33 protein-coding genes are annotated in these 25,259 nt (G+C 60.5%); 14 read left to right on the top strand and 19 right to left on the bottom strand.

Annotated elements, in window-relative coordinates; translation table 11 throughout:
• Window positions 1-6: 6 nt before the first annotated feature.
• The 3 genes from O3306_RS16175 to O3306_RS16165 are packed head-to-tail and all read right to left on the bottom strand — an operon-like array spanning window position 7 to window position 1,284.
• Window positions 7-321: a TrbC/VirB2 family protein gene (locus O3306_RS16175; protein ID WP_051693698.1), complete on the bottom strand. Its 315-nt coding sequence runs from the start codon at window positions 319-321 to the stop codon at window positions 7-9.
• On the bottom strand, window positions 318-1,001 hold the full coding sequence (locus O3306_RS16170; protein ID WP_334312357.1) for a lytic transglycosylase domain-containing protein: 684 nt from the start codon (window positions 999-1,001) through the stop codon (window positions 318-320). The genes O3306_RS16175 and O3306_RS16170 overlap by 4 nt, the downstream gene beginning before the upstream one ends.
• Window positions 958-1,284 (bottom strand): hypothetical protein, encoded by a 327-nt coding sequence (locus tag O3306_RS16165; RefSeq protein ID WP_009574148.1) that lies wholly within the window; start codon window positions 1,282-1,284, stop codon window positions 958-960. The genes O3306_RS16170 and O3306_RS16165 overlap by 44 nt, the downstream gene beginning before the upstream one ends.
• A gap of 245 nt (window positions 1,285-1,529) precedes the next feature.
• On the opposite strand from O3306_RS16165, the gene O3306_RS16160 reads away from it, so the two are divergent.
• A complete protein-coding gene (locus O3306_RS16160; protein WP_076367418.1) occupies window positions 1,530-1,757 on the top strand; it encodes a hypothetical protein in 228 nt (75 codons plus the stop codon).
• 14 nt (window positions 1,758-1,771) lie between these two features.
• Here O3306_RS16160 and O3306_RS16155 read toward each other — a convergent pair whose 3' ends face one another.
• Both O3306_RS16155 and O3306_RS16150 read right to left on the bottom strand, forming a co-directional pair.
• Entirely contained in the window at window positions 1,772-2,092 is a 321-nt protein-coding gene (locus O3306_RS16155; RefSeq protein WP_272009184.1) for a type II toxin-antitoxin system RelE/ParE family toxin, read from the bottom strand.
• A gap of 5 nt (window positions 2,093-2,097) precedes the next feature.
• On the bottom strand, window positions 2,098-2,340 hold the full coding sequence (locus O3306_RS16150) for a type II toxin-antitoxin system ParD family antitoxin (protein ID WP_272009182.1): 243 nt from the start codon (window positions 2,338-2,340) through the stop codon (window positions 2,098-2,100).
• A 531-nt stretch (window positions 2,341-2,871) separates the two neighbouring features.
• Between O3306_RS16150 and O3306_RS16145 the strand changes: the two genes are divergently transcribed.
• On the top strand, window positions 2,872-3,468 hold the full coding sequence (locus O3306_RS16145) for a hypothetical protein (protein WP_442970012.1): 597 nt from the start codon (window positions 2,872-2,874) through the stop codon (window positions 3,466-3,468).
• A gap of 236 nt (window positions 3,469-3,704) precedes the next feature.
• The gene (locus O3306_RS16140; RefSeq protein WP_272009179.1) at window positions 3,705-4,547 is read left to right on the top strand and encodes a hypothetical protein; all 843 of its coding nucleotides are present in this window, start codon (window positions 3,705-3,707) and stop codon (window positions 4,545-4,547) included.
• A 266-nt stretch (window positions 4,548-4,813) separates the two neighbouring features.
• On the opposite strand, the gene O3306_RS16135 is transcribed toward O3306_RS16140, so the two are convergent.
• The 5 genes from O3306_RS16135 to O3306_RS16115 form a co-directional block, all read right to left on the bottom strand.
• Window positions 4,814-5,092 (bottom strand): STAS/SEC14 domain-containing protein, encoded by a 279-nt coding sequence (locus tag O3306_RS16135; protein ID WP_234988885.1) that lies wholly within the window; start codon window positions 5,090-5,092, stop codon window positions 4,814-4,816.
• A 55-nt stretch (window positions 5,093-5,147) separates the two neighbouring features.
• Window positions 5,148-6,113: a cation diffusion facilitator family transporter gene (locus tag O3306_RS16130; RefSeq protein ID WP_010138164.1), complete on the bottom strand. Its 966-nt coding sequence runs from the start codon at window positions 6,111-6,113 to the stop codon at window positions 5,148-5,150.
• Window positions 6,103-6,858 carry a transglutaminase-like domain-containing protein gene (locus O3306_RS16125; RefSeq protein ID WP_026155634.1) on the bottom strand — a complete coding sequence of 252 codons (756 nt, stop codon included), beginning with the start codon at window positions 6,856-6,858 and terminating at the stop codon, window positions 6,103-6,105. The genes O3306_RS16130 and O3306_RS16125 overlap by 11 nt, the downstream gene beginning before the upstream one ends.
• A 95-nt stretch (window positions 6,859-6,953) precedes the next feature.
• Window positions 6,954-7,532 carry a cation transporter gene (locus O3306_RS16120; RefSeq protein ID WP_009573601.1) on the bottom strand — a complete coding sequence of 193 codons (579 nt, stop codon included), beginning with the start codon at window positions 7,530-7,532 and terminating at the stop codon, window positions 6,954-6,956.
• A 103-nt stretch (window positions 7,533-7,635) separates the two neighbouring features.
• Window positions 7,636-8,064 (bottom strand): MerR family transcriptional regulator, encoded by a 429-nt coding sequence (locus O3306_RS16115; protein WP_013959865.1) that lies wholly within the window; start codon window positions 8,062-8,064, stop codon window positions 7,636-7,638.
• Between the two features lie 207 nt (window positions 8,065-8,271).
• Between O3306_RS16115 and O3306_RS16110 the strand changes: the two genes are divergently transcribed.
• From O3306_RS16110 to lnt, 10 genes are read left to right on the top strand one after another with little or no spacing between them, the layout of a single operon-like run.
• Window positions 8,272-8,838, top strand: coding sequence for an SCO family protein (locus O3306_RS16110; protein WP_272009253.1), 567 nt, complete (start codon window positions 8,272-8,274; stop codon window positions 8,836-8,838).
• Between the two features lie 5 nt (window positions 8,839-8,843).
• The gene (locus tag O3306_RS16105; RefSeq protein ID WP_018001722.1) at window positions 8,844-9,266 is read left to right on the top strand and encodes a disulfide bond formation protein B; all 423 of its coding nucleotides are present in this window, start codon (window positions 8,844-8,846) and stop codon (window positions 9,264-9,266) included.
• The gene (locus tag O3306_RS16100; protein WP_018001721.1) at window positions 9,263-9,922 is read left to right on the top strand and encodes a DsbA family protein; all 660 of its coding nucleotides are present in this window, start codon (window positions 9,263-9,265) and stop codon (window positions 9,920-9,922) included. Before O3306_RS16105 ends, O3306_RS16100 begins: the two co-directional genes overlap by 4 nt.
• Before the next feature lie 23 nt (window positions 9,923-9,945).
• Complete coding sequence (locus O3306_RS16095) at window positions 9,946-10,413, top strand: copper chaperone PCu(A)C (RefSeq protein WP_018001720.1); 468 nt, start codon at window positions 9,946-9,948, stop codon at window positions 10,411-10,413.
• A complete protein-coding gene (locus tag O3306_RS16090) occupies window positions 10,413-11,039 on the top strand; it encodes an SCO family protein (RefSeq protein ID WP_026155632.1) in 627 nt (208 codons plus the stop codon). The genes O3306_RS16095 and O3306_RS16090 overlap by 1 nt, the downstream gene beginning before the upstream one ends.
• Window positions 11,036-12,409 (top strand): M23 family metallopeptidase, encoded by a 1,374-nt coding sequence (locus tag O3306_RS16085; RefSeq protein WP_026155631.1) that lies wholly within the window; start codon window positions 11,036-11,038, stop codon window positions 12,407-12,409. The genes O3306_RS16090 and O3306_RS16085 overlap by 4 nt, the downstream gene beginning before the upstream one ends.
• A gap of 3 nt (window positions 12,410-12,412) precedes the next feature.
• Window positions 12,413-12,868 carry a DUF411 domain-containing protein gene (locus O3306_RS16080; RefSeq protein ID WP_018001717.1) on the top strand — a complete coding sequence of 152 codons (456 nt, stop codon included), beginning with the start codon at window positions 12,413-12,415 and terminating at the stop codon, window positions 12,866-12,868.
• A gap of 12 nt (window positions 12,869-12,880) precedes the next feature.
• Window positions 12,881-13,663, top strand: a complete 783-nt coding sequence (locus O3306_RS16075; protein ID WP_026155630.1) for a ZIP family metal transporter — start codon at window positions 12,881-12,883, stop codon at window positions 13,661-13,663.
• A 28-nt stretch (window positions 13,664-13,691) separates the two neighbouring features.
• Entirely contained in the window at window positions 13,692-14,150 is a 459-nt protein-coding gene (lspA, locus tag O3306_RS16070) for a signal peptidase II (protein ID WP_018001715.1), read from the top strand.
• A complete protein-coding gene (gene lnt / locus O3306_RS16065) occupies window positions 14,117-15,694 on the top strand; it encodes an apolipoprotein N-acyltransferase (RefSeq protein WP_018001714.1) in 1,578 nt (525 codons plus the stop codon). The genes lspA and lnt overlap by 34 nt, the downstream gene beginning before the upstream one ends.
• A gap of 9 nt (window positions 15,695-15,703) precedes the next feature.
• On the opposite strand, the gene O3306_RS16060 is transcribed toward lnt, so the two are convergent.
• Both O3306_RS16060 and O3306_RS16055 read right to left on the bottom strand, forming a co-directional pair.
• Window positions 15,704-16,216, bottom strand: coding sequence for a L,D-transpeptidase family protein (locus O3306_RS16060; protein WP_018001713.1), 513 nt, complete (start codon window positions 16,214-16,216; stop codon window positions 15,704-15,706).
• 63 nt (window positions 16,217-16,279) lie between these two features.
• A complete protein-coding gene (locus O3306_RS16055) occupies window positions 16,280-18,634 on the bottom strand; it encodes a heavy metal translocating P-type ATPase (protein ID WP_018001712.1) in 2,355 nt (784 codons plus the stop codon).
• 183 nt (window positions 18,635-18,817) lie between these two features.
• On the opposite strand from O3306_RS16055, the gene O3306_RS16050 reads away from it, so the two are divergent.
• Window positions 18,818-19,102 carry a hypothetical protein gene (locus O3306_RS16050; RefSeq protein ID WP_043772563.1) on the top strand — a complete coding sequence of 95 codons (285 nt, stop codon included), beginning with the start codon at window positions 18,818-18,820 and terminating at the stop codon, window positions 19,100-19,102.
• A gap of 47 nt (window positions 19,103-19,149) precedes the next feature.
• Here O3306_RS16050 and O3306_RS16045 read toward each other — a convergent pair whose 3' ends face one another.
• The 7 genes from O3306_RS16045 to O3306_RS16015 all read right to left on the bottom strand — a co-directional run bounded on the left by O3306_RS16045 (window position 19,150) and on the right by O3306_RS16015 (window position 25,190).
• Window positions 19,150-19,812, bottom strand: a complete 663-nt coding sequence (locus tag O3306_RS16045) for a L,D-transpeptidase (protein WP_009503854.1) — start codon at window positions 19,810-19,812, stop codon at window positions 19,150-19,152.
• A 291-nt stretch (window positions 19,813-20,103) separates the two neighbouring features.
• Window positions 20,104-20,625: a c-type cytochrome gene (locus tag O3306_RS16040; RefSeq protein ID WP_138919430.1), complete on the bottom strand. Its 522-nt coding sequence runs from the start codon at window positions 20,623-20,625 to the stop codon at window positions 20,104-20,106.
• Window positions 20,618-21,112 carry a DUF411 domain-containing protein gene (locus O3306_RS16035; RefSeq protein WP_043772565.1) on the bottom strand — a complete coding sequence of 165 codons (495 nt, stop codon included), beginning with the start codon at window positions 21,110-21,112 and terminating at the stop codon, window positions 20,618-20,620. The genes O3306_RS16040 and O3306_RS16035 overlap by 8 nt, the downstream gene beginning before the upstream one ends.
• Window positions 21,112-21,948, bottom strand: coding sequence for a WD40/YVTN/BNR-like repeat-containing protein (locus O3306_RS16030; RefSeq protein ID WP_272009151.1), 837 nt, complete (start codon window positions 21,946-21,948; stop codon window positions 21,112-21,114). Before O3306_RS16030 ends, O3306_RS16035 begins: the two co-directional genes overlap by 1 nt.
• A gap of 188 nt (window positions 21,949-22,136) precedes the next feature.
• Window positions 22,137-22,988 carry a TniQ family protein gene (locus O3306_RS16025; RefSeq protein ID WP_272009149.1) on the bottom strand — a complete coding sequence of 284 codons (852 nt, stop codon included), beginning with the start codon at window positions 22,986-22,988 and terminating at the stop codon, window positions 22,137-22,139.
• The gene (locus tag O3306_RS16020; protein ID WP_272009146.1) at window positions 22,925-23,845 is read right to left on the bottom strand and encodes a TniB family NTP-binding protein; all 921 of its coding nucleotides are present in this window, start codon (window positions 23,843-23,845) and stop codon (window positions 22,925-22,927) included. Before O3306_RS16020 ends, O3306_RS16025 begins: the two co-directional genes overlap by 64 nt.
• Window positions 23,805-25,190: a Mu transposase C-terminal domain-containing protein gene (locus tag O3306_RS16015; protein WP_272009143.1), complete on the bottom strand. Its 1,386-nt coding sequence runs from the start codon at window positions 25,188-25,190 to the stop codon at window positions 23,805-23,807. The genes O3306_RS16020 and O3306_RS16015 overlap by 41 nt, the downstream gene beginning before the upstream one ends.
• Between the last annotated feature and the right edge of the window lie 69 nt (window positions 25,191-25,259).

The following is a 25,259-nucleotide window of genomic DNA, read 5'->3' as shown; positions in this document are numbered from 1 at the left end:
TGGAGCTCAGGTGGTCCAGATGGCAGCGACGATGGTGGGTGCTGCGGCGATGCCGGCGATTGCAACCACGACCCAGAGCGCCTGACGAAAGTCGAGGATGCCAAAGAGCCAGGAAAGGAACACCCCGATCAGCGCAAGCGTTCCGATCACGATCCCCAAGGGACCGGTGATCGCATCGACAATGCCTTGAAGCAGGGTCTGCACCGGCGAGAGGTCAATGCTCTGCGCAAGCGCTGGACCCGCCAGCACTATAAGGGCCATCGCGCCGGACGCGGTGATCGCCCGCGTGCGGAGCACGCTTTGACGTTTCCTCGATGTCATGAAAGATCTCCTCTGAGCCGCTCAAACACGGCAGTCACACGGGCCACATGCCCTTGGGTTTCTCGAAAGGGGGGGATGCCGCCGTGGCGTGTGACCGCCTCAGGGCCAGCGTTGTACGCCGCAAGGGCCAGAGAGCCCTCGCCGAACTGGTCGAGCATCATCAGCAAGTAGCGGGCTGATCCGTCGAGGTTCTGCGCAATGTCATGTGGGTCGACGCCGAGATCGCGGGCGGTATCCGGCATAAGCTGGCCAAGGCCTATGGCACCGACAGGGCTACGTGCAGCCGGATTGTATGCGCTCTCGACTTCGATATTGGCCCGGTAAAGGAGCGCCCAATCAGTGACTGAAAGCCCTGCGCGACGCAGCGCACCATGCCCGGCATACCGTAGCGCCGTGGTCTCGATCGCATGGAGGATTTCTGGAGTGGCGTGGGCGGCAAATCGAGCCGGGATCGCTGTCTCGCTCGTTGGGTCAGGAACGCGAGGTTCTGCGAAGAGAAAAAGACGCTCGTTTGCCTCTTGAGAAGTGGAAATCAATTGGCCGTCTGGGCCAACCGAAAAGATGAAACCGTCGGCCAGGGCCGGGGGCGCGGAACAAACGCCTGTACCCAAAGCAACGACGAGCGCAGTCGCGCGGTCAGCTGCCTTTGACCGGCGGCGCGGCGTGGCGCTCGCGGCCACCTTCTTCAAGTGGGATGCTAGCGGTCGTACAGCCCATGTCGGCCAGGAAACTGACAAGGCCAACGATGGTTTTGAAGTCGCGGAGCTTGAGGACGCTTCGGCTGGTGACGAGCATCTTATCGTCACGCTCATCAGTGGCGACGGCGCGGATGACCCACGAGCCGTACCAGCTGTTATGGCGCTTCTCTGCTCTCTCCTTGCAGACCACCTCAATGAGGTAGCCCTCGGCGAGCAAGCCGCGCAGTCCGTCTTCTGTAACCACATTCGGGGCTTCTTCTATCATGGCCTTCCCTTGGGTCCTTGTTCTGCCTGGGTGCAGTATCAGGCCCACGGGGTCGCAACACCGTGAGCGATACAAAACAACATTAGTGATAGCAAGACAATAATAACGTGTTGACGAAGTTCGCCTTGCTCCGATAACGGTGATAGCCGACAGAATGATAATCTTAAAGGCGGCAAAGGAGTTTTGCCCTGCGCTTGTTTATTGCGCGCAACGCACCGTTGCTGTTCGCGTTCCTGCTTGGAAGCATGCCGATAGCCGCGGCAGCAGATTGCGTGCCTCCCGAACGACCGTTCTTGCCTCAGTCGCAAGAAGACATGCGTGCCTATGCCGATCTGCTGCGTGCTGATTTCGAGAGCTACATCGCCGACATCCAGGAGTACTTCCGCTGTCTTGATGCCGAGCGCGCCCGCGCGCTTCAGGAGGCGCGCGAGGTCAGTGAAGACTATGGAAGACTAGTCGAGCTATTGGACTGAGCAAACGCATGGGCTTAACCGCCGTCGAGATCCTCGTAGTAGACCAGGGCGGGCATGTTGCGGCGCTGGTGCACGATGCGCAGGATGACTGCCGCGCCATCCGCCGCATCGAGCCGCTTGTAGAAGATAACGTGACGCTGGCAGTTGACGGATCGCATCCCCGGGACGAAGAGACTCCTGTCCCGACCCCGGTCGGGATCCCCGGTGATTTGCTCGAAGGCGGTGACCAACTGGCGGTAATAGACGAGCCATTGGTCCCTACCCCAGGTCTCGACGGTGTAGGCACGGATCTCTTCAAGGTCGGACCTGGCCCGACCGGAAAGTCGAATGGTCATGCGGGTCAGCGATCAAACGCATCCGGTTCGAACGCTTGAACATCGAACTCGGCGAAATCCCCATTTTCGGCCAGGGTGGCTGCCTCCTCTAGGTCGGCCTTGAGCGCATAGAACTGCCGGGCGCCATCCCGCTCCATCAGCATCCTGACGCCGGCGCGCACGACTTCGCTCAGATTGGCGTAGGCGCCGGACTCGATCTGCGCCTGCACGTATTTCTGCATCGGTTCGGTAAGGTGGACGTTTGGCATCAGACTCTCCTATCCATGCTCAATCGTATCAGATTCTGCCATAAATCTTCAAGCGCATGTTCGGTCCCAACATAGGCCTCAACACTGGGTCGTTGCTTCGCCCCGCCCTTCTGTTTCCGGATTCCATCCGGGGAACCAAGCGCGTCAGTTTCCCGATACTGCCCCTCCCGAGACCATGAGCGCTACGACACGCCGTTTGACGGACTCTTGCGGTCCAGTCTTCCGTGACCGCTTTCGTGGCCGCATTGGAACGCCATATTTGTATTTTGTTACAGATGTTTGTTTGGCAGCCAACATGAAACAAGGCTGCAATTTTGGCCGCTTTTACTACACCACAAAAGCCCACACCGGCGTCAGAACTCGGAAGCCGTCAAGCGACACAAGCTGACTGTTGCACGCCACTAGCAATCAAATCCCCTTGCTATCATTAATGTTGTTTCGTATCGCTGCACCATTATAGATGGAGTCGGCATCATGAAGCACGTGATCCACAGCGTGGCAACAGCCACGGCAATAAGCATATCCGGACTAATGGCCTCGTCCGGTCCGGCTCAGGCCTATCAGGTGGACTGTGCAATCCTCCTCTGCCTTGCGGGGGGCTGGCCTGCCTCCGCGCCCTGCGCACATGCTAGAGCGGTCTTCATTCGGCGGATCACGCCATGGCCGATCGAGCCGCCCTTGCAAATCTGGCGGTGTCCGATGGGTGTGTCGTTCAACGATCCCAACCCGATGTCGCCTATGGAACGCCTTTATGACATCACGTTCCGCGATCCGCCCGAACCGCAGGAATCCACTCCTATGCCCCTTGTCCGCGTCCAAGCGGATGAGCAAGCCGACATCGACATCTCGGGCGACGCCTTTGATTTCGTGCGCAGCATTCGCGTTTATCACATCCAGTACCGCCAGCATGAAAACCGAGATGGCGACTGCAATCGCAGCGACTCGACGCGATTGGGGTCCTACGGCGTGCAGGGCGACTACCGATGGACAAGATCCACCGTGGGCCAGGTGCCAGCCGCATCCGGCCTGAGCATCCCGAATGGATGTGGCAGCTACTTTTACCGTTCCGTCTTCGTCGACTGGCGTGATCACGCCGGGAACTATGGTTCTGAAGAAGTTCGCTACTGACAAAATCTGCGCGCGGTTTTGCCGTGCGCGTCATCTCAACCCCGCACGGAAGGCTGTGCAAGACCCCCGAAAAGGAGACGACGCCAGACCGTGAAGCCTGACGCCGTGCTAGAAAACTCCGTGAACAAGAGTTTCCTAGCGCACCGCCAAAACACCTGCAACCAGCAAAGTTGTTTTGCTGGCAAGAATGTTGTTGTCTCACGACATGGCGTCGGATCTCCAAGGAGACCTCGACCATGGAACCTACGACCGGCCTGATCCTGCGACGGATCACGCAGACAAATCTCTCTGTTGCAGCGCACAAGCTTGCCACCCTCATCCTCGACGCCATCGCCTGGAAGGATGGCTACAACGGTTTGTCGCGCGGAACGGCAGCCTTCACCCTCTCGGCCCTGGCGGAGAAGATGGGTGTCTCACGGCAGTATCTTACGGTTCTTCTGAACGAACTTGAGGCTTCGGAGTTGCAGCTCGAGCGGGCGAAGCCGAATGGCAAGTTCGCGCCCTGGATCTTTCGGTTTTCCGCCTTCGATGAGGAGATTGAAACCCATGATCTCGTGTCAGGTGAAGGCGACACATCACTATCTAGAGATAATAATAACAAAACTATCTTCTCAGGGCTGATCGAAATCACCGAGAGTTCGAACGTTTTTCAGACCAGTTGGGCAGAGCTCATCAAAGCGGCGAAGGCCGCGTTGCCCTGCTGGAACATCGACACCCAGGTCATCTGGGATCGCTTCCTCGCCTTCAACCGATCCCGAGGCAACGGCAGGGTGCCGGCCGGCTTCCTGCTTGGCTTCATGCGCCGATGGCGAAATTCGTGGGGAACTCCAACTCGTCCCGCGGTCAAGCCGCCCGCGAGACCAATAACGGATCCCAAAGAGCGCGAATTGCTGAGACAGATGCAAGCCGCACCAACTGCGAACCGCCAGTTCCACGCGTCCGACTTGTGTCGCTTGATCGGACACGCTGCCTACGAAGCGCGGGTACTCGATGTGATCCGCAAGTTTGGGTGCCAGAGGTTTTCAGCAACCTTGGCGGTGCACGGACGAGCGGTGCTGGAAGGGGAGATATCCCGGTAGCTTCGCTTGCTCGGACTTGGAGTCCATGAAAGCCCCGCTACAGATGTCAAGTTCCGATAGTGAAGTTTATGTTAAATTTCGAAGAATTCAGCGCGTAGGGACTTATTATGCAGCCTAAAGTCGACATCAAACTGCATCGGATTGTTTCATCCGAGCAGACAAATGTTGCTGACTACATTTAGATCGTTCCGTTCCTCCATTAATCGTGAAGCATCTGATGTGATGTCAATTTCCAGGCCAGAGTCCTTTTCTTGCAGAATCGCTGGCTACCCGTCACGCGCCCACGCAATTGCGGACTCGGTATCGCTGGATTCGAACCACTGCATCTCGGAGCCCGTCAATAGGTTGACCACCCGTGCGCCCCATTCCATCCATCTGCGTTCTCCGACAACCGCTATGCGACCGAAATCGTTCGCGTGGGCGGTGTCGACCTTCAGATCTTCTAGCATCGCCGAAGGCTCTTCGTAGCCCTCGAAACTTGTAAGGTCGAGAACCAGACCCGGATTATCGGTTGTTCCAAGACGCTCATGAAGCAGCGCGTGCATTTACTTGAATTCTGTCTCCGTCAACTTGCCTTCGCAGACGAGCCCGATGACATCATCACGCTCGGTCAGCGTTTCCTTGAACATTGGTCTTCTCCTTTTCACTTGCGTTGCCGTGACCGTAGAGATCGGCGTTCTGATGAGCGCGATCCTCGTGCTCGAATTCGAGGCTGGAATGGCTGATGCCGAATTCTTCCTTCAGCCGCTCCTTGATCGCGCTCTTGATCTCTTCGATCTTCGACCATCCCTCGGCTGCCACGACGACATGACAGTCGAGCGCAGCCTCGTGCTCTTGCATTTGCCAGAGATGGACGTGGTGGACGTCGGCGACGCCTTCGACTTTCCGCATCGCTTCGACGACGGCCTCGTTGTCGATGTCCGGCGGGCTCCCGAGCATCAGGGTTCGGATTGGGCCGCCTATTTCAGTGAAAGACAGATACAGGATGTAGGTCGCGATGCCGATGGTGATGGCAGGATCGACCCAACGCATGTCGTAAAGGATGATCAGCGACCCAGCGACGATAACCGCGACCGAAGCAAGCGCATCCGAAAGGTTGTGGAGAAAAAGCGCACGGATGTTCACGCTCCCCTTCTGCATCGAATAGGTCAGCATTGCGGTCAGCGTGTCGACCACAAGCGCGATTCCACCGAGAATGACGACGGTCCACCCCATGACTTCGGGTGGATCAATCATGCGCATGCCACCTTCGTAGATCAGATAGAAGCCGATCACGATGAGGGTGGTGTAGTTGATCAGGGCCGCGACGATTTCGACCCGGCCATAGCCGAAGGTCATGCGCTCATCGGCCGGGCGGCGCGCGATCTTGCGTGCGGCAAAGGCAATGACAAGCGAGGCCATATCGGAAAAGTTGTGCAGCGCATCGGCGATCAGTGCCAGGCTGCCCGACAATATGCCCCCGACGATTTGCGCAACGGTAAGAAGCCCGTTCGCCCAGATCGCGATGGCAACCCGCCGATCGCCAGAATCCGGATCGATATGCGCGTGCCCGTGGTCATGTGGCATTGGCAGGCTCCTCATGCGCGTGTGTCGCGCGTCGGTCAGTCTTGAGGCGGTCGCTGCGGAAACCACGAACGCGCGCATTCATCCAGTGGCGTATGATATGACGGTAAAGGGCACCACGCAGCCATCCAAAGGATTGCTCATGGGAAAAATAGAAGGCGTCCGGCGTATCAAACACGCCGAAATCCTGCACGATGCCGGTTTTCTGAATGTAGGTATCTTCTCCGTTCCAGGCGACGGGAGGCGCGCCAAGGCAATCCGTGCCCGCGCCATAACCGCAGAGACTTTCTGTGTCCGAGAATGACGTTTGCAGGACATCGAGGAAAGCGTCATCCAGGATGAAGCCTTCAAGGTTGATCCAGGCACCTTGAAATTCGATCTCGACCCATGAGTGGAGAATTTCCTGCGGAGCAAGCGGATACACCAGCTCAGGGACAACACCGCGCTGCAAGCCTTTGTGGATCGTAAACCCATGCAACCGGCAACGAATGCCGACACCACGCAGCAGCGCCATCAAGAGCGTGCTTTTGGTATTGCACTGCCCATAGCCGTCGGAAAGCACTTCGGATGCGGGGATGTCGTCAGCTCGATTGTATCCGAACGCGATTTCATTCCGAACGAAATCATAGGCAGCTCCGATCCGATCGTATTCGGATAAGCCGCGCCAGCTGCGGTTCTCAATTAGACGCGCAAGAGGCGCGGCATCAAAATCCAGTAGTTTGGTGGGTACAAGTAGGGGGTCGATCATCTGCAACGGGTCGCTCCTCGAATCGTCTTGGAACAAGACTAATTGCTATAGTCACTATAGCTTCAATCCTTTCTTTCAGAAAGAATCTCCCGCAACTATTTGTCCGTGTGAACCGCTTTGTGGTGTTCGCCGTGTGCGTCGCGCAGGATGTCGATACCGCCCCAGGCCGCGATCCCGGCGACGATCACACCGACGACAAGGTCCGGCCAGTTGGTTCCTAGCCAAGCGACGAGGCCACCGGCCACGACGATCCCGAGGTTCGCGGCGAAATCGTTGTAACTGAAGGTGTTGGCCGCGCGGATATTGACGTTTGGATTTTTGAGCTTAGCGAGCAGCCAAACGCAGACTGCGTTGATAGCCGCCGCGATCAGGGCCATTGCAATCATGATCGTCCCGAGCGGATCTGACCCACCGATGTAGCGGCGCCACGCATCGTAGAGGATGCCTGCAGCGAACAGGATCAGCAGCCCGCCGGAAACGTTCGCCGCCCCGCGTTTCCATTTGGCGGATCGGGACAAAGCGAAAAGGCTGATCGCGTAGACGAAGCTGTCGGAGAGGTTATCGAGCCCGTTGGCGATCAGGGCACTTGAGTCGCCGAAGGCGCCTGTTGCGAAAAAAGCCACGGCCAAACCGATATTGAGCGCCAGAACGATCCAAAGCGTCCGTCTCTCCATTGAATCTTGTCTAGCGGCCATTTTGTGGTTCCAGCTTGTGTTGTACGACACATTAACTTCTGCGGCAGATCTGCGTTCCAGCCGGAATGTTGGCTGAATTCCTTCAGGCCCCGATTTCCTCGTGTTCGGTCAAGCATTCCGAATGGTCCCGCAACACCTCAAGCACCTTGCAATCTCCCGTCCGCCCGCCGCTGCATTCGTGAACCATGCGTTTCAGTTCCGTGCGCAGCGCCTTCAGGCGGGCCATGCGCTGCTCCACCTGTTTGAGCTGGCGACGCGCGATGGCATCAGCCTCATCACAGGGCCGGTTGGGATGGTCGCTGAGGTCGAGCAGCTCGCGGATCGCATCGAGCGAGAAACCGAGTTGTCGCGAATGGCGGATGAAGGACAGCCGGTCGAGCTGTGCATTGTCGTAGCGCCTCTGCCCGCCTTCGGTCCTGCCAGGTTCGGGCATGAGCCCAATCTGTTCGTAGTACCGGATGGTCTGCACCTTCGTGCCAGTCTTCTTTGACAGAGTACCGATCGTGAGCATTTTCGCCTCCATGAAAAAGATACAGTTTGTGTAGGTTTTGCCGTCGGAATAAACAAGTGTCGGTTTCACAGACGCGTGAGTTCAAGCTATACCATGATTTCGTGCTTGAACCTCTAGCAGCTAGAGGATGTATCCGCACAGGCAATAAGAATCAAAATCAGGCGAACAGGATTGTCCCTTACATCGGCACAGAAGTTTCTTTGGGTTTTGGCAGGCGTGGCAGCGCTTGCCTTCATATGGCTTTTGCTATGGTCCGATTATCGTGCCGATAGCGCCCGAACCGACGCCGAACCGCCTTTTTTCGCTGAGTTCGAACTGACGGACCACCAGGGTATGGTTCGAACCGAGGAGGACTTTGCGGGGCGCTGGATGCTGGTTTTTTTCGGCTTTACCAACTGCCCCGACGTCTGCCCGACGACCCTATCCGAGGTCGCGGCGGTGATGGACGGTCTGGGCGACGATGCCGCCAAGGTCCAGCCGATTTTCATCACCATCGACCCCGAACGGGACACGCCCGCCGCACTCGCCGAATACGTCCCGCTGTTCGATGCGGGCATCATCGGTCTGACCGGCACGCCGGAACAGATCGCCGCCACATCCGAGACGTTTCCGATCTTCTTTGAACGCGTCGAAGAGGCTGCGGCGCCGGATGGTTACACGATGGGCCACACGTCGCATTTGTTCCTCTTCGATCCCGACGCGGGCTTCGCCGACTCGTGGCCCTACGGCACCTCCGCCGAAGAGATACTCGCCGATCTGGAAGAGAGGTTCTGACCGACATGAACCGTATGTCCGGAGAAACAGCCCTCGGGCTGGCGTGGATCATCGCGCTCGTCGCCTCGCTTGCCGTGCTTTTTGTCGGCGAGGTGCTGGGGCAGACGCCCTGTGTGCTGTGCTGGTTCCAGCGCGCCTTCATGTTCCCCTTGGCCATTGTCCTCGGGCTCGGCCTTTGGTGGCGGGACGGCCGCGTGGGGCGCTACGGCATCGCATTGGCGCTTGGCGGCGGCGCAATCGCCCTCTGGCACATGGGGCTGTACGTCGGTCTTGTTCCCGAACGCGTCCAGCCCTGCACGGCCACCGGCCCCTCTTGCACCGATGACAACCAACTGGTCTTCGGCATCCCTATCCCGCTGATGGCGCTCGCCGCCTTCGCGCTGATCGGGGCGCTGTCGGCCCTTTCATTGAAGGACACACGAACATGAATCGACGCGGCCTGATCCTGTCCGTTCTTGCCCTCGGCGCCGCCGGTTTCGGCGGAGCCACCTGGTTTGCAATCCGCCCCGGCCCAGTGGCCGAAGCGGAGCCCGTTGCTCCGGAACTTGCGGAGGCGATGATCCGCCCCTACTCGCCCATCCTCGGGCCTGCGGATGCGCCCGTCACGATCGTCGAATTCTTCGATCCGGCCTGCGAGGCCTGTCGCGCCTTTCATCCCATCGTGAAGGACATCATGGCCGAGCATGGGGAAGCTGTCCGCGTCGTGATCCGCTACACGCCCTTCCACGGCGCGGCATCCGAGGAAGCCATCCGCGTGCTCGAAGCGGCGCGCATGCAGGACGTTTACGTGCCGGTGCTCGAGGCCGTTCTGCGGGAACAGCCGAGATGGGCGTCGCACGGTGCCCCGGCGCCTGGCCTGATCCTTCAGATCGCCGCCACGGCCGGACTCGATGCCGAAGCCGCGCGCACGCAAATGCTGGCACCCGGTGTCGTGGCGATCCTTAACCAGGATCGTGCTGACGTCGAGGCCGTGGGAATTCGCCAGACGCCCACATTCTTTGTGAACGGCAAGCCGCTCGATCCATTCGGGGAGGCAGAGTTGCGTCGTCTGGTGGCCGCCGAAGTCGCTGCCGCGCAAAGCTGAATGGAAAGGGCAGGATCAGAACGATGAAAAAGTATATTTTGACTGGCACACTGGCCGCGCTTTTGACCCTTGGAGGGCTCTCGGTGCCCGCGCTGGCCGGACCCGAGGATGTTGTCGTCGAGAACGCGTGGTCCCGCGCCTCCATCGGGATGAACCGTCCCGGGGCCGCTTACATGACGATCCGCAACACTGGCGACGAGCCGGTGACGCTGATCGGCCTTACAACACCGCTCGCGATGATGCCCGAAATCCACGAGACGAAGACCAATGCCGAAGGTGTGAGCTCCATGAGCCCGGCGGGGGAGATCGCGATCGCCCCGGGCGAGAGCGTCGCGCTCGAACCGGGGGGCCTGCACGCAATGCTGATGCGGCTACAAGAACCGATGACGGAAGGGGACACCTTTCCGCTGACCCTGCTTTTCGACGACGGAGGCGAAGTGACGGTCAAGGTGCCGATCCTCGGAATCGCCGCGCGGGGGCCAGAGGACTGATGCGGCGACGGGCGGTCCTGGGGTACGGCGCGGCTGGTGTCGGGGCGGTCGCCCTGATGCTCTTCGTCGGTTGGTGGCAGGTCGATGGACCCGGTGGACCCGAACCTGTCGGGCAGCGGCCTGTGGCCCTGACCGAGATGGATTTCCGTCTGACGGATCATGAGGGCAACGCGGTCGGGCCGGAAACCCTGATCGGTCGCCCGACGATGGCGTTCTTCGGCTTCACCTACTGTCCCGATGTCTGCCCGACCACGCTTTCTGACATTTCGGGATGGCTCGACGATCTGGGAGACGAGGCCGACGAGATGAACGTGGTTTTCATCACGGTCGATCCCGAGCGCGACACTGTCGAAACGATGGCCGAATATGTCGGCTACTTCCATCCGGCGATCCGCGGCTGGACGGGACCGGAAGAGCAGATAGCGCGCGTCGCGGACGGCTTCCGCGCCACCTACGAGCGAGTACCGGCGGAGAGCGGCGATTACACGATGAACCACACCGCGAGCGTCTTCCTGTTCGCAGCCTCTGGGCGATTCGTCACCATGATCGACTATCACGAGCCCAAAGAATTCGCGGTGCCGAAGATCCGCCGCGCGCTGGAAGAAGAAATGGAGGGGGCGACATGAGGCTCAGAACTTTGGCGGCTTGTGTCGCAATTGCGGGGACGGTTTCGGGAGCGGCTATCGCCATCTCTGATTCCATGTCGAAAGAACCCGTGCCGCCGGAACTTGCCCAGGCAGGTAGCTGGATGCCCCAAGGTCCTGAAGCCCCCCAGAACGTTGACATCCCCGTGACGCTGCCCGCGGCGGCATGGGCAGACGATGCACCCGACCTCAGCCCGCTGCCCCTTCTGCAGGCCGCGTTTGCCGACAGGCCGGTGCAAGCGATCGAGCCACCCCTGTCGACGTGGTCGCGCGACATTGCTCCGGGCGAAACGCTCGATTTCTTGCTGTCAGAGGCCGGTCTTGCGGCACCTGACAGAGCCGAAGTTGCCCTCGCGCTTGGTGCGGAATACGATCTGCGACGGCTGCGGCCGGGGCACTCGGTCACTGTCGCTTCGACCGTGGACGGCAGCCCCCGCACCGTCTCACTCGCCGTCGAGGACGGGGTTCGGATCGAGGTGGTTTTCGGCGAGCAGATGTCCACGCAGGTCGTGGCTCCGGATCCGGAAATCGTAACCCTTGCCGGCGAAGCCATGATCGACAGCTCGATCTTCGCGGCACTCGACGAAGCCGGCATACCCGCCCGTTTTTCCGTGGACCTTGCGCAGATGCTGGGTGGGACCGTGGATTTCCGCCGCGAGATGGCCGGTGGCGAAACACTAAGGCTTCTCTGGCGTGAGGCGCGGGTCGGAGAGGACAGGATCGGACAGCCCGAACTCGCCTTCGCCGCACTGGAGATCGGCGGTTCGCTTTACGAGATCGTATGGCCGGACGACGGCAGCGGTCAGGCGACGATCTACGTCGATGGCGAGGTGCTGCGCGTCTTCGCACAGCCGGTAGAGGGTGCGCGCCTCAGCTCGGTGTTCGGACGCCGCACGCATCCGGTCTTTGGCAACGTCCGGATGCACACCGGCGTCGATTTTGCAGCGGCACGTGGGACACCGGTTCAAGCGACGGCACCGGGGCGGGTCAATTTCATCGGCTGGCGCGGCGGATATGGTCGCGTGGTCGAAATCTTGCACGGCTCCGACACCATGACGCGCTACGCGCATCTGAGCGCCGTGCCGGAAGACTTGGCACAAGGCCAACGCGTTGCGGCGGGAGACGTGATCGGCCGCGTCGGCGCGACTGGCACGGCGACAGGTCCGAACCTGCACTATGAGGTGCTCGTGGATGGGCGCCCGACTGACCCCCTCTCTGACGACCGGCTCGCCGAAGCGGCCGAGAGCGATGCGGATGATACCGCCGCGCTCTCGCGTCTGGCCGAGGCGCGGGCGCTTCTGAATGAAAACCTCGGCAGCGAGATTGCCAAAACGACAACCGAAAGGCTCTGACCCATGAAACGCATGACACAAGTTCTTGCCATCACGCTCGCCCTGTTCCCAGCGGCCCAGGCCCTCGCAGAGGCAACGGCGATCGACGTCCGCAAGACCAACGGATGCGGCTGCTGCCTCTCGTGGATGAAACATCTCGAAGAGAACGGGTTTGTGCCGACCGGCCAGGACATGTTCGGCGGGCTTCTCGTGCGCTTCAAGCTAGACAACGGCGTGCCGCAGCGCATGGTCTCCTGCCACACCGCGCTCATTGACGGCTACGTGATCGAGGGCCATGTACCGGCCGCTGACATCCGCCGCCTTCTCGAGGAGCGCCCGGACGCCGTCGGCCTCGCTGTTCCGGGGATGCCCTATGGCTCGCCCGGCATGGGGCCAGAAGACGACCGCGAGGCCTATGATGTCTTCCTCATCCGCAAGGACGGGTCGACGGAAGTCTTTTCGAGCTACGCCGAAGGATAATCTGGCCCGCCCATGGAAAATCTGTCTCCGATAATGCTCGGCTTTCTCGGAAGTCTTGCCGCCGGATCGCTCACAGCAGTCGGAGCAGTTCCCGTGCTGTTCGGGCGCATCCCGTCTCGGGCCACACGCGATCTGTCGCTCGGCTTCGCTGCCGGTGTGATGCTCGCCGCTTCTTTCTTTTCGCTGATCATCCCGGCATTGGATGCGGCGGAGCCGATGTTCGAAAACGGCGCGATGCCTGCGGCCATCGTATGCGTTTCGATTCTTCTGGGCATGGGGGCTGTCGCCCTGATGAACGAAAAGCTGCCGCACGAGCACTTCAAGACGGGACGCGAAGGGCCCGAAGCGGCGTCTTTGCGGCGGGTCTGGCTGTTCATCATCGCAATCACGATCCACAACTTCCCCGAAGGCCTTGCGGTTGGGGTCGGCTTCGGATCCGGAGGTATGGAGGGCGGTCTGCCGCTCGCCATCGGCATCGGGCTTCAGAATGCGCCCGAAGGATTGGCCGTCGCTGTATCTCTGCTGGGCGAGGGATATCCGAAGCTGCGCGCCTGGGGCATCGCGGCGCTGACGGGCATGATCGAGCCGATTGGCGGTTTGCTCGGGGCCGGCATCATCACACTGTCGGAACCGCTGCTTCCATGGGGTCTGGCCTTTGCCGCGGGCGCAATGCTCTACGTCATTAGCCACGAAATCATCCCCGAAACCCATCGCAGCGGCCATCAGAACAGGGCGACGCTCGGTCTCGCAGTCGGGCTCGTTCTGATGCTGTTCCTTGATGTCTGGTTGGGATGAGGCAATGTCACTAAACAAGGTATCTCCGATGATCGGCGTCTTCGCAGCACTTGCTGCGTTCGCGATCGATCAGATCACCAAAGCCATTGTCGTTGCGAATGCCGTCACTTTAAGCGCCGGAATTCCCGTGTTTCCGGGATTCAACCTCGTCTTTTATCGTAATGACGGCGTGACTTTCGGGATGTTGGGCGGCGCGCCGTGGTGGAGCCTCATCGCTTTCGCTCTTGCCATCTGTGTTTGGCTGGGGGTTATGCTGTTTCGCGCCGACAATGCGGTGGAAACGCTTGCCTACGGTGCGATCATTGGCGGAGCCCTGGGCAATGTCATCGATCGTGTGCGGTATCGGGCTGTAACAGACTTTCTCGATTTCTACATTGGCACAACACATTGGCCTGCCTTCAACTTGGCCGATGTATTTGTCGTCAGTGGCGTGGGGCTCTTGCTCGCCGCGCCATGGATCAGCGCGCGGCGTTCGATCAAGTCGTGAAGCCGGAAATTCTGAACCGCATCGCTCTGCGCCACCGTTTGCTTTCGCGGATGACGCTTGGTTTCGCCGCCGGGGCGATGACCGTTCTGACTTTCCCGCCTCTTTCGATTCTCCTGCTCGTTCCCGTTGCCTATTCCGCGTTGTTTGTCGGGCTTCGCGATCTCTCCTTCGGGCGCGCTTTCCTCGTCGGCTGGGCGTTTGGTCTCGGCCAGTTCGGTTTCGGGATTTGGTGGATCGCGGAAAGTTTCTACGTCGAGGCCGAGCGGTTTGGGACGATGGCGATTCCGGCGGTCGCGGGATTGTCCGCAGGTCTCGCGATTTTCCCAGCCATTGCCGCTGCGCTTTTTGCCGAAATCGCGCGGCGCGGAGCCATGGGCAGTCTCTTGGCCTGCCTCCTGTTCGCGACCTCCTGGACCGTGGCCGAGTGGTTGCGTGGTCACGTTCTGACAGGGTTTCCCTGGAACCTGGCCGGTTACGCACTTGTAGACTACGCCGCCCTTCGCCAGACCGCCGCCTGGGTCGGAAGCTATGGGCTAAGCTTTCTCACCGTGTTCGTCGCGGTACTCCCTGGCGCGGCTGCTATGGCGTCCGGGCGGCAACGATTGACCATCTCGCTCATGGCGCTGGCCGGAATCGCGACGATGTGGGCTGTCGGCACGCTGCGCCTCCAGTCGGATGCACAACAGCCACCCGGTGTCGACCTGCGCATCGTCCAGGGCAACATTCCACAAGAGGAGAAATGGGCTCCCGAGAACCGCGAGGCGACCTTCGCGCGCTATCTTGAGCTTTCAACCCGGCCCGGCGATTTCGACGTGCTTCTCTGGCCGGAAACCGCCTTTCCGGGTTTCCTCGATGAGGATACGGAGGCACGGGCCCGCATTGCCGCAGCGCTACCAGACGGCAGAGTGCTGCTTACCGGTGTGCCGGACCGTGTACCGAGCGAGGATGGCACCCGATATTTCAACACGGTCCAGGCATTTGACGAGACCGGCGAGATCCTGACCGGATACGCGAAACACCATCTCGTGCCCTTCGGCGAATATGTGCCATTCCGCGGCTGGTTGCCCATCGAGCGGCTCACGGCGGGTCTGGGCGATTTTACGCCCGGACCGGGCCCGAGAACGCTTGCGCTTCCGGGTGTGCCGCTGGTCGCCGTGGCGATCTGCTATGAGATCATCTTCCCAGGGCATGTGGTCGACGACCTGTTCCGGCCGGACTGGATTTTCAACGCGACAAACGATGCCTGGTTTGGCACCAGCATCGGACCCGAGCAGCATCTGGCTTCCGCACGTATGCGCGCCGTAGAGGAAGGCCTTCCAGTCATCCGAGCCGCGAATACGGGCATCTCTGCGGTCATCGACGCGAGCGGAGAGATCGTTGCGCGGCTCGATACCGGCGAAACGGGCATCATCGACGCTAGCCTGCCCTCCGCGCGACCGCCGACACTCTACGCGAGCTTCGGGGACTGGATGCTGTTGGCGCTCATCTTGGCTTCGTGGAGCTGGGCAATGGCGCCAATGCGACGGCTCACTACCGCCGCATGAGAAAGACCGTCATGCAAAGATGTGGATAGGTGTCCCGTCCTTCACCATTGCATAGATGTCCTCGATCTCCCGATCCGTGACCGCGATGCAGCCAGCTGTCCAGTCGCGGACATTTGTCGGGTCGATGCCGGGGCGTGGGCCACCATGGATGAAGATGTCGCCGCCGGGGGAAAGGCCCTGCGCTTCGGCAAAGGCGATGTCGGCCTCGTTCGGATAAGAGATGCCAATCGAAAGATGGTAGGTGCTGTTGGGGTTTCGCCTGTCGATTGTGTAAACTCCTTCCGGAGTCCGGCCATCCCCCTCGAATTGTTTGTGACCCTCAGGAGCGAAACCCAGCCCGACCGGATAGGTTTGCAAGACGCGATCGGCTCCGTCGAGAACAAGCAAGCGCTGTCCCTTGTAAAGCCGAACACGGGTGACTTCGGGTCCGTCATAGCTGCGGAACTTGCTGGCACACCCGGACAGAAACGCTACCAGCCCGCCCAACAGGACGGCGCGGCGGGGAAATCGGATGGTTTTCACTGCTCGATGCCTCTTTCGTGAGGTCTGTTATGGACATTACGTTACCTTGCAAATGCTGCGTGATCAATGTCCGTGGGCAAGCGCGGCCTTTGCCATCTGTGGGCCAACCTGCTCACCGCCGGACGGCGGCGCCTTGGCCTCTTGGCTGTTCAGCAGGCGCAGGGCATTGGCCACCACCAGCAATGACACTCCTACGTCGGCTGCAATCGCGCCCCACATCGATGCCAGTCCGAACGCGGTAGCGACAACGAAAACGCCCTTGGTCGCCAAGGAAATACCGATGTTCTGATGAATGATCGACATTGTCCGGCGCGAATGACCGATCAGCCAAGGCACCTTGCCGAGATCGTCGGTCATCAGGGCTATATCCGCCGTCTCGATTGCCGCGTCCGAACCAACGGCACCCATTGCGATGGCGTAATGCGCGCGCGCCATGGCCGGGGCGTCGTTGACCCCGTCGCCGATCATGGCCACCATGTCATGCGTTTCGACCAGTTCTTCGATGGCAGTCACCTTGTCTTCGGGCAGAAGCTCGGCACGGACCTCGTCGATGCCGACCTCGGCTGCAACAGCGCGCGCTGTCCGCTCGTTATCACCGGTCAGCATGACGATGGTCTTCACACCCTGCGCGTGAAGCTGCGCCACGATGCCTTTGGCATCCGGGCGGATACGGTCGCGCAATTCCAAGATGCCGGTGACACCGGTGTCGTCGCCCACGGCAACAAGGGTGCTGCCAGCCCCTTCGATGCGGTCGCGCAAATCCTTCGGAATGGCGTCGCCGAAACCCTTCTCCTCGGCAAACCGGTCCGACCCCAGCCAGATCGACCGGCCGTCTGTGCGTCCTTCAAGTCCCCTGCCCGGAACGGTTCGGGTATCTTCCGCGGCGGATACCTTGATGCCGTCGGCTTCTGCCCGCGCAAGAATGGCGCGCGCCAAGGGATGCGAGGAACGTGCCTCCAGCCCAGCGGCGAGGGTCATCAGATCTTGCGCCGATGCTTTGCCCAGCGGATGCACCGCCGCCACCTCGGGCTCGCCCATGGTGATCGTGCCGGTCTTGTCCATGGCCAGTGCAGTGGTCTTGCCCGGTGCCTCAACATATGCACCGCCCTTGATCAGCACCCCGGCCCGCGCTGAGGCGGTGAGTGCAGCGACGATGGAGACCGGTGTCGAGATGACCAGAGCGCATGGGCAAGCGATCACCAGCAGCACGAGTGCATTGTAGAACCAATAATCCCAGGCCCCCCCGAAAATGAGCGGCGGCAGCAGGGCAATTGCAATGGCGAGAGCCATGACGATAGGCGTATAGATGCGGGCGAATTTCGCCACCCACTGCTCCACCGGCGCGCGGCGGGCATGGGCGTCGCCGACCATGCGGATAATCTTGGCCAACACGGTGTCCGAGGCGGCCTTCGTGGCGCGCACCGTCAGTGTGCCTTCGCCGTTGATCGTACCGGCATAGACTTCGTCGCCCCGTTCCTTTGGGACCAGCGCACTCTCTCCGGTGATCGGCGCCTGATCGACGGCCCCTGCCCCATCGACAACCTCACCATCCAATGGGATGCGGTCTCCGCCGCGCACGATGAAACGTGCGTTGATAGCAACCGCAGAAGCCGGAACGTCCGCTTCCGAGCCGTCATCATGAAGAACTCTTGCCGTCGGCGGCGCGAGGTCGAGCAGAGCTGAAACCGCATTCCTCGCACGCCCGACGCTCCAGCTTTCGAGGTAGAGCGAGAGCGAAAAGAAGAACGCGACTGTCGCCGCCTCGAAAAATTCGCCAAGCCCGATGGCACCGGCCACGGCGACCACCATGAGCAGGTTCATGTCGGGCGACAGCCGCCGAGCGGACGACCATGCCTTGGGTGCCACGAGCCAGACACCGAACAGGATCGCAACCGCGAACAGCCCTGCCTCGACCAGTGGCATCGGCGCTTCGCCGTGACCCGCGAAGAGGCCGAGCGCCCCGCCCATGCCGGTCTCGATGATGTGCCACAGAAATCCCGCGGCCCAGAAGCCTCCACTGAGCGCCGTAAACAGCCGCTGTCTTGCAAGATGGGCCGCCTGGTCGACCGACGCGTTCTCGGCATCCCAAGGCTTGGCGGTCATGCCGGTGCTTGCGACCAGTTCTGCAATTTCGCCGTCCGATAAACTCTTGGCGCTGTCGAGAATAGTCATCCGCCCATTGATCACGTCGAACGCGAGATGCTCGGCCCCGCCGATCTTCGGGCCGACCACCTTGTTCAGGATTGCTACCTCCTCGGCGCAATCGAGGCCGGACACCTGAAAACTGCGCCCGCCCGCTGGCGCGGGGGTCGCCGGAACGATGTCGCCGCACGTTCCGGCGCTCCCGCAGCAGCTGCCGCCGCTTGTCTGGGCATCTTCGGCGTGATCGTGGTCGTGACGATGGGTGTCGGGCGGCATGAATGGACCTCTGGATTCGGGTGCTTTACCATGACATAGCCCCTACAGTAGCTAGAGCTTCAAGAGCAAAATACGGTGGTATTTCAGTTTGTTTTATTGCTAGAGGATGCGGCGACCGGCTCCATCACGCCTTGAGGCATGAAAAGCCGATGCAAAGAAAAAACAGACACGAAAGGAAGCTTGATGCGGGTTTTGATGCTGAAGCAAAAAATAATGTTTGCAGTGGCGCTGTCGCTTACGGCCGGGTGCGCAATCCAGCCGACTGGATCGGGCGACTCGGCAGACCAGCCGGGCAACGTTCCCGAAGCTGTGATTGCAATGGCTGCCCCGGATCAGGATGTTGCAACCGCGCGCTTGGTGCCGGAAGACGGGTGCTACTGGTACGAACACAGCGGCCCCGTTGAAACGACCTTGTTGCCGCTGCGCACGGTGAACGGCAATCCGATCTGCGTCGCGCGGGAAGCGTGACGACGACCCGCACGTCACATCATTTCGCTCAAAGCTAATTACCTCATTCAACTTCTCGCGGTAACACTGTCCTCAGCCGAATAAAGATGTGCTGTCGATCCAATCTCGACGTTCGGATAGAGCTCGTTGATGTGTGCCATAACCATCCGCACGCAACCCGAACTCGCGCGACCGCCGATGCTTCTCGGATAGGGTGTGCCGTGTATCCGAAGATAGGTGTCGCGATCTCCGACATAGAGATAGAGCGCCCGCGATCCCAAGGCGTTTTGAGGGCCGGGTTCCATCCCGTCGGCCCATCTTGCGTTTTCAGGATCCCGCTCGATCATGTTCTGTGTCGGCGTCCAGTGCGGCCACCTGACCTTGCGCTTGATGTTATAAACACCTGGCTCGTAGAGGTTGCCCCGCGCGATCGCCACGCCGTAGCGCATCGCGGTTCCACCCTCCTCAATGTGGTAGAGATATCGCGCAACCGCATCGACATGGATGTCTCCTGGCACGAGGCCGTCCTTCGCGTCCACACGCTGAGGCAAGAAACGTGGGTGTAGTCCCCAAGGGTTTGACGTGGCCGGATCGAAGCCGGGCGGGCTGACTTGCGCGTCCCATTCAGCCTTCTGCGCTTCGGTGGGCCAGCTATCGGCAAACACAGGGTTGGCCACAGTCGCCGAAAAGAGCGCTGTTGTCGTTTGAATGAAGTGTCGTCTTGTCAGCATTTCGTACCCTTTCGGTTCCCGCCGACGATTGATGGCAAGAACGGTATATGTTCTCCTTGAATAGATAGGACTTCTAGTGGCTAGAGGTTCAAGGGCAAATTTTCGTGAACGCATGCACGCGACCCTGGTAGCACATGCTTGCCTTGCGGGCGGGTTAACGGCCAACCAGGTCAGGTCCGAATTAGCGTGGTAAAGCGGGAGTCAGGGGGCGGAGTAGGACAGATTTGCCGAATTGGTCCCCCGGTGGATCGGTTTTGGTCGAAAGATACTATCCTGACACCCTGTCGATCTTCACCCGCCCGTGTCATTGGCCGAAACTTCGGCTTGGAACTCACGTTGTCGCTCAGGCCAGGTGCTCTTGATGTAGACGAGGATAGCCGCGATCTCTGCGTCTGTCAGATCCTCTCCGAAGGCCGGCATGTCGCTCTCGTATCCCGGCACGACGGCCCCGACCCCGCCTTTAGTGATCTGAAAAAGCATGCGGTCTGAATGGTGCCAAGTGTGGCCTGAGTCATCATGCGGCGGGGCCGGCATTCTTCCTGTGTCAAGACGGCGACGCCAATCGGGCTGACCCTCGAGGCTGGCACCATGGCAACTGGCGCAGTTGTCCGCATAAAGCTGTTGCCCTGCCATGACCTGGGATGCAAGCACGGGCTCTCCCAAAAACGTCAGTCCCTCGACACGCGGGTCAACCGGTTCCGATTGGGCCAGCACCACAACGCCGGTGGTCGCGAGCGCGGACACTAGGGCAGCGAGGTGCACTGACCGCCTGACCGTACACTTCGCCGATCGATCTTTCGGCCCCTTATTCATCGGCATAGATTGAGATTCCTTCCGGGCCAAAGGCGTAGGTCCTGAGCGTGCCTGACTTGACCGCAGCCATGCCCGGTGCGTTCGCGGGCATTCCCGGCAAGGTGATACCCGTTATCGCCGGACGGGTTTCCAGCAGCCGCTCGATGATGTCGACGGGGACGAGACCGCTGACATAGTAGCCGTCGATCTCGGCCAAGTGGCAGCCGATGCCCTGGGCGGGCACACCGACTTCGACCGAGCGTTTGTCGAAGTCGCGGTCATCCACACGCGTTACGGTAAAGCCGTGTTCTTCGAGATAATCCCCATAGGCATCACAGCAGCCGCAGCCCGGATCGCGCCAGATGGTGATCTGCCTTTCGCTGCCCGCCAGACCGGGCGCCACATCGCCGGTCGCTTGCGCCCAGGCCGATGTGGTCAGGCCCACCATTCCGACAATGCCGCTGCCAATCAGACCAAGCGCGTTTCTTCTCTGCATCATTTTCTCCATCATCGTTCTCCTGTTTCGATCCAGGTTGCGCCGCCGTCACGGCTGATTTTCAAGATGCCGCCCAACAGGGCAGCGATGTAGGTCTCGTCTCTTGGATGAACCGCAACAGCGGTCGCAGCTTTGCTCGCCCGCTTTTGCCAGATGACTCCGCCGTCCTGCGATGCCCAGAGGCCCGAACGCAGCGCGGCATACATCACTTCCGGCGCCGAGGGGGCACTGGCCAGCGACAGGATCGGTTCACCTCCTGGCAATGGCGCTTCGGACGGTGGGGCTTCACCCGCAACCAATGCGTCCATCGCATTGCCTGGCTGCACGTCCTGCCAGCGACAAAAGCAATCGGGCACCCGCGTTAGGCCAACCTCGGTGCCCGCATAGATCCAGATCCCGCCCATGCCGGTCTCAAGCTCGACCGAAGCCAGAGAAAGAAGTTCCCGCTCTGCGTCGTCGAGCCAGGGGCGGTCCATGGCGAGCGACCAGGTTGCACCGGCGTCTTCGCTCTTCCACAACCCGTCGCCGCGAAGCGAGGCATAGATCATGTCCGGGTTCCGCGAGGCGATAGCAACGGCAGTGATTTCTCCGTCAGGCAGCCTAGCTTCAAAGATACGCCACGAAGCGCCCCCGTCTTCGGAAATGCTGACACCGCCCTCGGCCAACCCCGCAACCACACGGCCGGGCCGGTCGCGATGGGTCGCCAGCGACAGCACGTTCCCCAGTGTCTCTGCCGCGGTCCAAGTCTGGCCGGCATCGTCACTGACGAACAACCCTCGATCTGCCAGCAGGATGGTATCACCATCAAAGGCCAGAGCCGCTGGATCACCATCGACTGCAGCCTGCACAAGCCTTGGCAACACCGTGGCTAAGCCGCTACCGAGGACGGCAGCAAGAACCTTGCGCCGGTTTGGCCGACATCCAATCTCAATCGATTTCAATCTGCTTGCTCCTCTGCTCATGCGACGCGGATCACGCCCATTGTCGCGTTGCCGTTAAATCCGAGACGCGGCGCGTTTGCCGACATTTCTTGCCGTTAAATGCGAGACGCAAGGTCTGGCAGGTTGGTACGTTTCCGCATTTGCTGTGCTATCTTGTCGATGGTTGCAAGTAGGCGGTGCTCCTTGTCGTAGGTGCGGAGCAAGGCAACCCGCGCATAGTCGTCGACGCCCATGCTGAACAATGCGGCCTTTGCCAGAGGACGTGATTGGGCGGCAGCAATGGCGGCGAGGCAGAAGAGCCTTACGTTCGGTCTGGGGCTTTGTAGCGCGAAGGCCGGATCTCCGCGAAGGGCTTGCAACCCCATTGCGAAAGTGACCGCCCGCAAGGTTCGGCGAAGTTGACGCGCACCACCGGACACAGCGGCGCGTTCCAATACCCCTGCCCCTTTCCGGGCTCGATCAACAAGCCTCTTTGAAACTGCTTCGCCCTTCTGTCCGACGTGCAGCGGAAGAAGCCGAGTACCGCAAAGTTGGCAATCGAACGCCCATGCCATTCGCCAGTGTTTGAGCGAAAGGCCGCAAACAGCGCAGGCCGGACAAGCCTGGAACGGCACCTGCGCGATCAACCGCATATCTGCTTCCGATATCGCCGCAAAGGTCATGGATGGCACGCACACAGGATCTATGCGCCCCGCAATGGAAATCCTATCCACAGCCACTACATCGATATCATAGTCGAGGGCCGCAACGTGCCGCGCGTCGATTTCAAGATGTGTCAGAAGTTCCGAAACCTCACAGTGATTGGAAGCAGCCAGTCGCGACAACCAACCCGAAAGCAACTCATCCGGTAACGGCGCAACCGTCTTCGGTAGTGGGCGACACGTCACACCCCCGACTTCTCGAGCCGTCGTTGGGCGTTCGCGTGGCGTGACCAGACCGGTGTCCATTTGGCGATGGATTCATCGGTGATGCACTCCTCGCCGGTGACGATCGCGTCGATGGACAGGTCCTTGACCAAGGCAAAGATGCGCGAAGTCACGCCGCCGGTCAGTGCCAATATCTGCTTGAGCGACCGGACTTTCAGGTTGGACTTTTTCGCAAGCGGCATCGCTGCGATCAAGGTCTGGATCATGTCCGAGAACTCGGCATCATCGCGCCAGTTCGGCAGGTGATGTTCATCGAGCCGCCGGGCCAGTTGGACATCACCTCGAATGGCATCGACTGCTTCACTGACACCGAAGCAGACCAGTGATGCTTCCAGTTCGTTGCTGAGGTACCTTAGAACATTGAGGAACCTGCGCTGTTCCCGGTGTGTGCCCGCCAGAAGGTTGTGAACTTCGTCGATCATGATCATCCGCAGCCCGAGGTCGCGCAGAAGGCCCACGACCCGGACTTCCAACGATGCAACACTCTGGGCCTTCAGGCTCAGCGTCGACGAAGGGGCGCCGAGGGCCGCAAGGATGTGGAGATAGAAACGCCGCTCGTCCGGGGCGGGCGGCGCCTGCAGCAGAAGCAACGGAGTGTGGGTAATGCCAGACTCCGGATCGTATTCCGGCGCGTAGCGGCGCGACAGGTTGCGAGCGATCATCGTCTTGCCGATGCCTGAGGCTCCGTGCACCAGAAGGCCAGGCATGCGGGTTTGCCTTGGCATTTCAATGAGCCCCTGTAACCGGGCCAGCACTTGTTCCGCGCGCGGAAAGCCGATCCAGATGTCCGATTGAATGAGGGCGATGCGTCCGTCTTCTTCTGTTTCTGCCCTCAATTCACCAGCGCTCCACCTTGAACATGGGGCGCGATGTATCACTCGTGTCGACCGGTCGCAGCCCCTCGGATGCTTGATCATCGACAGCCGCGCCGTTCAGTGCGGATTTCCTTTCACGGGAACGGCGTTCTGCTTTGGTCAGAAGTCGGCTTTCGCCTTCGATCTGGCGTTGCTGCCGGATCAGTTCGGCGAGCACCAACTCATTCGTGCCCACCTTTCCCATGGCCCGTGCTTTTTGCATGGCTTCGCGGTATTCCCAGAGCGACACTGGTGGAATTTCCAGATTTCGGTACCGGGCCTCGACGCATCTGCCGCCATCCAGTTCGACCCAGACGGCCGAGAGGTCGCGGGGATCGTAGCGGACAACCACCTTTCCGTCCCGGCGACCGATATAGCCAGCCAGAGCGTCTGACCAGTAGCGCAGGTCGAACAGATGGATACCGTCCCGCCGAACCTGCCGCTGCTCACTTGGCAGGAAACTCACCCGAAATGCCTCCATGTCAAAGGGGATGTCGCCGGACAATTCCCCGGCAAGCGCTTCCCATTTGGCGACAGGCGTGCAGCCGAGGCTCGAATGAATGCTGTTGTTGTAGCGGCAGATTTCCAAGGCAAACCATCGATCGAACTCGCCTAAGGTCATCGCCGCCATGGCTTCCGCATCATAGCCGCCCTTGGCCGCGACCGACGACTGCGTTGTTCCCGGCAGGAGATGCACCGCACCCATCATGGTCCCGATCAGCCGCTCGACATGCCCACCAAAGTGCGGACTTCCCGGCGGTCGGTAGACCAGATTGATCCCCCATTCAGCACATGCCGACTGAAAGGCCTGCGACCGGAAATCGCGACCATTGTCGACGTGAATGCTGTGCGGCTTGCCCTGCGCAGGCCACGGAACGGCGCAATCAAGGTCGGTCAGCAGTTCTGCCTTGGGAGCAACGGCCCGCGTAAGGCACAAGGCCACTGACAAACGAGACGGTGCCTCGAAGCTCACATGGTAGCCCGTCACCATGCGGCTGGCCACATCGATTGCCAATGTCACCCAAGGTCGGCCGATCGGTTTGCGCTCGAAACTGTCGACGAGGATAATATCTGCCGGCGTGTGATCGATCTGCACGACGTCCAGCGGCAGTTCTGCCTTGTTCTTTCCCGTCACCGGCGCGAAGCGCTGCCGCGCAGCCTTCGCACCCTCGCGCGCTTTGATGACTTCGCGCGCATCAATTGCATCAAGTCGCCGCTGAACTGTCCGACGCGTGGGCCGCTGAAACCCTCGCTCACCGCAAGCATTGCGGATTTCGCTCACAACCCGCGCCAAGCTGGAACGCTCTCGCCGCAAGTAGTATCGCGTGAGGTGATCTTCGATGATCGCTTCAACCTCGTCAGACACCATCACGGTTCCTGACGGTCGGCCACGTTTCCGAGGAACAATCGCACTGGTCCGACCGCCCCCTTCGGCAAG

Origin of the sequence: Roseovarius sp. ZX-A-9 (assembly GCF_028369135.1) — a bacterium.
Classification (GTDB): Bacteria; Pseudomonadota; Alphaproteobacteria; order Rhodobacterales; family Rhodobacteraceae; genus Roseovarius.
Note: the sequence above shows the minus strand (reverse complement) of the source record. Positions and strands in the feature narration are given on the sequence as shown.

Bases quoted from the DNA above. Each gene is read 5' to 3' on its own strand.
- O3306_RS16175 (WP_051693698.1), bottom strand. From the start codon at position 321: ATGACATCGAGGAAACGTCAAAGCGTGCTCCGCACGCGGGCGATCACC.
- lspA (WP_018001715.1), top strand. From the start codon at position 13,692: ATGATCGGCGTCTTCGCAGCACTTGCTGCGTTCGCGATCGATCAGATC.
- O3306_RS16075 (WP_026155630.1), top strand. From the start codon at position 12,881: ATGGAAAATCTGTCTCCGATAATGCTCGGCTTTCTCGGAAGTCTTGCC.
- O3306_RS16160 (WP_076367418.1), top strand. From the start codon at position 1,530: ATGCCGATAGCCGCGGCAGCAGATTGCGTGCCTCCCGAACGACCGTTC.
- O3306_RS16140 (WP_272009179.1), top strand. From the start codon at position 3,705: ATGGAACCTACGACCGGCCTGATCCTGCGACGGATCACGCAGACAAAT.
- O3306_RS16125 (WP_026155634.1), bottom strand. From the start codon at position 6,858: ATGATCGACCCCCTACTTGTACCCACCAAACTACTGGATTTTGATGCC.
- O3306_RS16095 (WP_018001720.1), top strand. From the start codon at position 9,946: ATGAAAAAGTATATTTTGACTGGCACACTGGCCGCGCTTTTGACCCTT.
- O3306_RS16115 (WP_013959865.1), bottom strand. From the start codon at position 8,064: ATGCTCACGATCGGTACTCTGTCAAAGAAGACTGGCACGAAGGTGCAG.
- O3306_RS16145 (WP_442970012.1), top strand. From the start codon at position 2,872: ATGGCCTCGTCCGGTCCGGCTCAGGCCTATCAGGTGGACTGTGCAATC.
- lnt (WP_018001714.1), top strand. From the start codon at position 14,117: ATGGATCAGCGCGCGGCGTTCGATCAAGTCGTGAAGCCGGAAATTCTG.
- O3306_RS16025 (WP_272009149.1), bottom strand. From the start codon at position 22,988: ATGGACACCGGTCTGGTCACGCCACGCGAACGCCCAACGACGGCTCGA.
- O3306_RS16105 (WP_018001722.1), top strand. From the start codon at position 8,844: ATGAACCGTATGTCCGGAGAAACAGCCCTCGGGCTGGCGTGGATCATC.
- O3306_RS16150 (WP_272009182.1), bottom strand. From the start codon at position 2,340: ATGCCAAACGTCCACCTTACCGAACCGATGCAGAAATACGTGCAGGCG.
- O3306_RS16015 (WP_272009143.1), bottom strand. From the start codon at position 25,190: ATGGTGTCTGACGAGGTTGAAGCGATCATCGAAGATCACCTCACGCGA.
- O3306_RS16045 (WP_009503854.1), bottom strand. From the start codon at position 19,812: ATGCTGACAAGACGACACTTCATTCAAACGACAACAGCGCTCTTTTCG.
- O3306_RS16085 (WP_026155631.1), top strand. From the start codon at position 11,036: ATGAGGCTCAGAACTTTGGCGGCTTGTGTCGCAATTGCGGGGACGGTT.
- O3306_RS16130 (WP_010138164.1), bottom strand. From the start codon at position 6,113: ATGCCACATGACCACGGGCACGCGCATATCGATCCGGATTCTGGCGAT.
- O3306_RS16080 (WP_018001717.1), top strand. From the start codon at position 12,413: ATGAAACGCATGACACAAGTTCTTGCCATCACGCTCGCCCTGTTCCCA.
- O3306_RS16050 (WP_043772563.1), top strand. From the start codon at position 18,818: ATGCGGGTTTTGATGCTGAAGCAAAAAATAATGTTTGCAGTGGCGCTG.
- O3306_RS16035 (WP_043772565.1), bottom strand. From the start codon at position 21,112: ATGGAGAAAATGATGCAGAGAAGAAACGCGCTTGGTCTGATTGGCAGC.
- O3306_RS16120 (WP_009573601.1), bottom strand. From the start codon at position 7,532: ATGGAGAGACGGACGCTTTGGATCGTTCTGGCGCTCAATATCGGTTTG.
- O3306_RS16040 (WP_138919430.1), bottom strand. From the start codon at position 20,625: ATGAATAAGGGGCCGAAAGATCGATCGGCGAAGTGTACGGTCAGGCGG.
- O3306_RS16090 (WP_026155632.1), top strand. From the start codon at position 10,413: ATGCGGCGACGGGCGGTCCTGGGGTACGGCGCGGCTGGTGTCGGGGCG.
- O3306_RS16100 (WP_018001721.1), top strand. From the start codon at position 9,263: ATGAATCGACGCGGCCTGATCCTGTCCGTTCTTGCCCTCGGCGCCGCC.
- O3306_RS16165 (WP_009574148.1), bottom strand. From the start codon at position 1,284: ATGATAGAAGAAGCCCCGAATGTGGTTACAGAAGACGGACTGCGCGGC.
- O3306_RS16055 (WP_018001712.1), bottom strand. From the start codon at position 18,634: ATGCCGCCCGACACCCATCGTCACGACCACGATCACGCCGAAGATGCC.
- O3306_RS16135 (WP_234988885.1), bottom strand. From the start codon at position 5,092: ATGCACGCGCTGCTTCATGAGCGTCTTGGAACAACCGATAATCCGGGT.
- O3306_RS16155 (WP_272009184.1), bottom strand. From the start codon at position 2,092: ATGACCATTCGACTTTCCGGTCGGGCCAGGTCCGACCTTGAAGAGATC.